Here is a 4,226-nt window from a genome sequence, read left to right on the forward strand (position 1 = left end):
CGTGTGAGAAAAGTTTGCATGGCTTTATCTCGCCCCGCTCCATCTTGGAACAGTTTTTAGAACAGGTACATAAGTATATACCTATCGATTCGCTTCATTTGATAGTTTTTCTATTCGTTCAATGAGGTTTTTGACAGTTGTTTTATGCCAGCGACCTTTCCGTTGAGTCAGCATTCCCTTTTTATTCAATGACTTAGCTATTTCGTTCAGTGAGGTTACTCCTTCTGCTTTCAGAGCATCTATGACAGGCTTTAGGTTGGCTGCGTGCCTGTCTGCCTTTAGTTTGATGGTTTCAACACCAGCCTTATTGCCCTTACCAGCCCGCTTAAGAGCGTCAGCACCATTTGGATTGCCTAGCTTCACGCCTCTGGCTTTCGCCGCTTGTAGTGCATCTTTGGTGCGTTTCGATATGGCCTCACGTTCTTGCTGTGCTACCAGACTCATGATTCCCACGGTTAGCTCGTTAGCATCTGGCATATCAGCAGCGATGAACTTAACGCCTGAGTCTCTTAGCGCCAGCAGAAATGATGCGTTACGGGATAGGCGGTCTAGTTTGGCAATGACCAAAGTGGAGCCTGTTACTTTTGCAAGATGAAGCGCCTTTGTCAGTTCGGGACGGTCATTGTTCTTACCGCTTTCGACTTCCGTGAAGGTTTCTAGGATCGTTGCTTCACGCTGCCTGGCGTATTCGTTGATTGCGTGAGTCTGCGCTTCTAGCCCTAAGCCGCTGGCTCCTTGGCGAGCCGTTGATACACGCTGATATGCGACTATTTTCATGTTGTTCTCCTGTGGTATAAAATTGAGTAATGTTCGTTAGTTAATTTTATACCCCATAGGGAGAATATGTCTACCCTCTTTTGAATGGCTGTAAATCAGCGTAGAAAGCGATTTAAGGCGTTCTAGGACGAAGCAGTAGGGTAGCCTAGGTTAGAGATAGAAAACGGTTTCTAGCCATTAATATGGCTTGTAGAAGGCGATTTTGATTGGTGTATGCGGCTAGTCCGTATGACACAATAAAACTTACGACAGCGGCACTACTGGAAGGACTTACCAGAATGATCGAGCAACACCATTGGGATGAAGCTAAGGCAATGCTTACCACCGCTGACTGGGGCAAGGATTGTAGCGACGAATGGCACGCAGGCTTGCTGAATGCGGTTGCTTGGCACCTAGCAGGAATGCCGCCAGGGTTTGGTAGATCGGCTTGCCCGTATGCGGTTAAAACTGCACAGCGAGATGCTTGGATGGCTGGTTGGTTTAATGGGAAAGCTGCCTGTATCAGAGAGGGCATTGGTGGTGCTGAGTGATTATTTTCGATCTATCAAGCTAGCTCCCAATAACGTGCAACATGGAACATAATCGGCACTATCACCAATCCCATAGCTGGAAACCAGGTAGTGATTTTTGCTTTGGTGAGACCACCACCAAGAATTGCTGCTAGATAGGCCAATACAAGTACTGGAATGAGCTTGAACATGGGTTGATGCGAGACCCATAACCACGCTATGAAATACCCAGTACCCACAAGACCAGCCAGAGAGAAAACCATTTTTATTTCTGGCGTCAGCGGGGTATCAAAGTGACCATCCTCTATCGTCATTATGGTCTGGCCCATACCGATGAAAAAGCCGCAGATCGTGCAAGACAACGCTACTAAGAGATACGAATCTAGCTCACTCATGCATACCCACTCCATGCCATGCTGGAAATATCTAGCTAAGCCCATGTGGTCAGAGCTTCACATATCGAATCTACCCTAAACAGGGTGGAGTGAATGTTAGCTCTGGTTCTTGCGTAAGGCGTCTATGAAGTCACTGAATTGGTGGCGTGGCTTAAAATCTGAGGGCTCTGGTGCTGGTGGCTGCTCTACTTTTTGCTGTGGAGCCGGTAAGCGTCGCAATTCTTTCACCTCTTCACGTAGTTCTCTCAATTCAGCCCGTAAAGCTTGAAGCTCTGCAATAAGCGCGTGTTGCGTTGGCTCCAATTCGGTTGTTGCGTTCTGTTGCGTTGGCTCTGGCTTGTTAGTCGGTTCGCCCCATAGCCTGATGAGTTCTGCTAGGTCTATTACTCTCACCCCATCGCCACGTACTGAGCATGACAGGCGACCATTAGCTATTGCTCTATGTATGGTGGATCTTGCCTTTCCGTATAGCTGGGAAGCCTGGCTAATCGTCTGTTGCACAGTGGAGCCTTTTGTTGCGTTGCGCTGTTGCGTCTTAGTTTAGGCACCAAGATTGCAAACGACTAGACGTGTTTTCCATACGGCTTTATATCGCTCTGTGAGGCGTTCTGAGGGGTTTTGTGCGTTACCCTGTAGGTAGGCATGGGTAAGGTGCCTAAATCCTTTCTATGGCTGTTTCTAGGCTTGTATGGCGTGCGTAGGAGTTGAGGTCTAGCTGTTGGCTTGGCTTATGCTATTTCATTAGCAATGTCAGGATTGACTTAGAGACGTTGAGAAGTGATGCTATTCCGCAGAAAGCGAAAAGCCCCAGTGCGACCAACACTGAGGCTTCTCTGTGATTCTTCACTTGGAGAAAGCAAGGAAGAAAACCGTTCCTGTAGATTATCGCATTCTTCGATGGTCTGCCAAGCCTTGCTTCCCTCCTTTGAAATGAATCCGTCTTTCTTGCAGCTACTTCAGCGCTTTGAAGCGTAGCTGGAAGGATTGGAAATCACGTTGCTGTTGCCTTCCATGCTGTAGTTGTCGGATGAAACGGGGAAACTCTACATACATCCAGCGTGCGACGCGCATCCAACGATTGTCAGGCATCGAGCAACCTGGCAGTGTCGCGAACGGTGAAGCGGGAACAGACGAGGCCACCATAAAGCGCCTGAGGCGATCAAGGCCAATGCCTACTGATCAAAGCGATACAGCATCTTGTGATGTGTCTTCCCAGCGCGTAGAGGGGGCAGGGACATGCCAATGTCTCGCTGATAGTGGGAAGCAAGCGGACTATCTCGAAACCTATCAGGTTGAGGGAGGGCTCGCTGTCTTGAAGCGAAGCGGAAAGACAAGAGCGTGTGCTATGTCGTTGCTTACTCGCTCCCTATGTGTGACCTGCTAGCGGGACTATGCGAATCTCAAAATTCAAATTGTCTGTGTCGCTGGTAAGCAGGTAGGCACTCAGAGATCGGTACCCCTGCTTGAAATCTCTGGTTTAGGCTGCTTCCTGTTCATTTCTGTCCTTAGCACCATCAAGTTTAAAGGCTGTTGGCCCCTTGCCTATTGATCGTGAGAAGGTGAACATCCTAGTGCTCTTGGGTAGCTTTTCCTTGGTGTTGACCTTTGATAGATAACTCAATCCTTTCATCAAGTTCGCTTGCCCATCTATGTCTTTTCTGTCTACACAATAGAAGTGATTAACCTGTTTGCCTTTCCAACGGCTACCAAAGTTAACGTTTCCTATTGCACAGGTTTCTAACCAAGCATCTGCAATCTTCTTGTAGATCCACTGGTACTCACCGTTTTTTGATATCGCTGTTGAATACTTGCTGATGCTCTTGAATGCTATAGCGCAGTGAAAGTGAGCCTTCTTCTCTTTGGAACGTTCTCTTACGAATACGTGGAAGATGTCATCGATCCCTTTGTTGTTACCGTCCTCATCTGTCCATGCCTTGAGTCTTCTTTTTAATCGAGTAAAGAAGTTGGAAACAAGCTTGCTGGCGTCATCTTCGATCTCTACGAACTCATCAGCATTTTTGAAGGCTAAGTCGAAGCGTATAACGTTAATCCTACTGGTGTGGGTGAATAGCTCTTCAATGCCATTGAAAGTTCTATCAAGTATATCAACGTAGTGGCCTTTGGCTGTCTTACGTTTGTTTGAGTAGATATCAAAGTTCCTATACTGTGTTTCAGTTGTAATTGTGTAGTGTCTTCTTTTCATTGATGTCTCCTGTGACCCAAATTGTTAATAGCCCTAATAATCTTGGTAGGTACCCCTGTATTAATGGTAAGCAACCAAATAATCCCGCGATGGGAGTGGTGGCTTACTCAAAGCCTGGCACAAAAAAGTCTCTGTAGCCCGCATGGTATGGGGGCTTAGTTCTGATTGTCTTGGGCAATGTGTAGGTTTTGGCGGGGATAGATCGCTGTTTAAAGCGTGTGAGAAAAGTTTGCATGGCTTTATCTCGCCCCGCTCCATCTTGGAACAGTTTTTAGAACAGGTACATAAGTATATACCTATCGATTCGCTTCATTTGATAGTTTTTCTATTCGTTCAATGAGG

At 47.0% G+C, this 4,226-nt stretch carries 4 protein-coding genes; 1 reads left to right on the forward strand and 3 read right to left on the reverse strand.

Annotated elements, in window-relative coordinates; genetic code table 11:
* Positions 1 to 81 precede the first annotated feature (81 nt).
* Positions 82 to 777: a recombinase family protein gene (locus MHM85_RS18155; RefSeq protein ID WP_239286582.1), complete on the reverse strand. Its 696-nt coding sequence runs from the start codon at positions 775 to 777 to the stop codon at positions 82 to 84.
* A gap of 278 nt (positions 778 to 1,055) precedes the next feature.
* On the opposite strand from MHM85_RS18155, the gene MHM85_RS18160 reads away from it, so the two are divergent.
* Positions 1,056 to 1,307 carry a hypothetical protein gene (locus MHM85_RS18160; protein WP_239286581.1) on the forward strand — a complete coding sequence of 84 codons (252 nt, stop codon included), beginning with the start codon at positions 1,056 to 1,058 and terminating at the stop codon, positions 1,305 to 1,307.
* A gap of 14 nt (positions 1,308 to 1,321) precedes the next feature.
* On the opposite strand, the gene MHM85_RS18165 is transcribed toward MHM85_RS18160, so the two are convergent.
* Both MHM85_RS18165 and MHM85_RS18170 read right to left on the reverse strand, forming a co-directional pair.
* The gene (locus MHM85_RS18165) at positions 1,322 to 1,681 is read right to left on the reverse strand and encodes a hypothetical protein (RefSeq protein ID WP_239286580.1); all 360 of its coding nucleotides are present in this window, start codon (positions 1,679 to 1,681) and stop codon (positions 1,322 to 1,324) included.
* Positions 1,682 to 3,158: 1,477 nt separating this feature from the next.
* Positions 3,159 to 3,884 carry an inovirus-type Gp2 protein gene (locus MHM85_RS18170; RefSeq protein ID WP_239286579.1) on the reverse strand — a complete coding sequence of 242 codons (726 nt, stop codon included), beginning with the start codon at positions 3,882 to 3,884 and terminating at the stop codon, positions 3,159 to 3,161.
* Between the last annotated feature and the right edge of the window lie 342 nt (positions 3,885 to 4,226).

Source organism: Halomonas sp. McD50-4 (genome assembly GCF_022348135.1).
Taxonomy (GTDB): domain Bacteria; phylum Pseudomonadota; class Gammaproteobacteria; order Pseudomonadales; family Halomonadaceae; genus Vreelandella; species Vreelandella piezotolerans.

Bases quoted from the DNA above. Each gene is read 5' to 3' on its own strand.
- MHM85_RS18155 (WP_239286582.1), bottom strand. From the start codon at position 777: ATGAAAATAGTCGCATATCAGCGTGTATCAACGGCTCGCCAAGGAGCC.
- MHM85_RS18160 (WP_239286581.1), top strand. From the start codon at position 1,056: ATGATCGAGCAACACCATTGGGATGAAGCTAAGGCAATGCTTACCACC.
- MHM85_RS18165 (WP_239286580.1), bottom strand. From the start codon at position 1,681: ATGAGTGAGCTAGATTCGTATCTCTTAGTAGCGTTGTCTTGCACGATC.
- MHM85_RS18170 (WP_239286579.1), bottom strand. From the start codon at position 3,884: ATGAAAAGAAGACACTACACAATTACAACTGAAACACAGTATAGGAAC.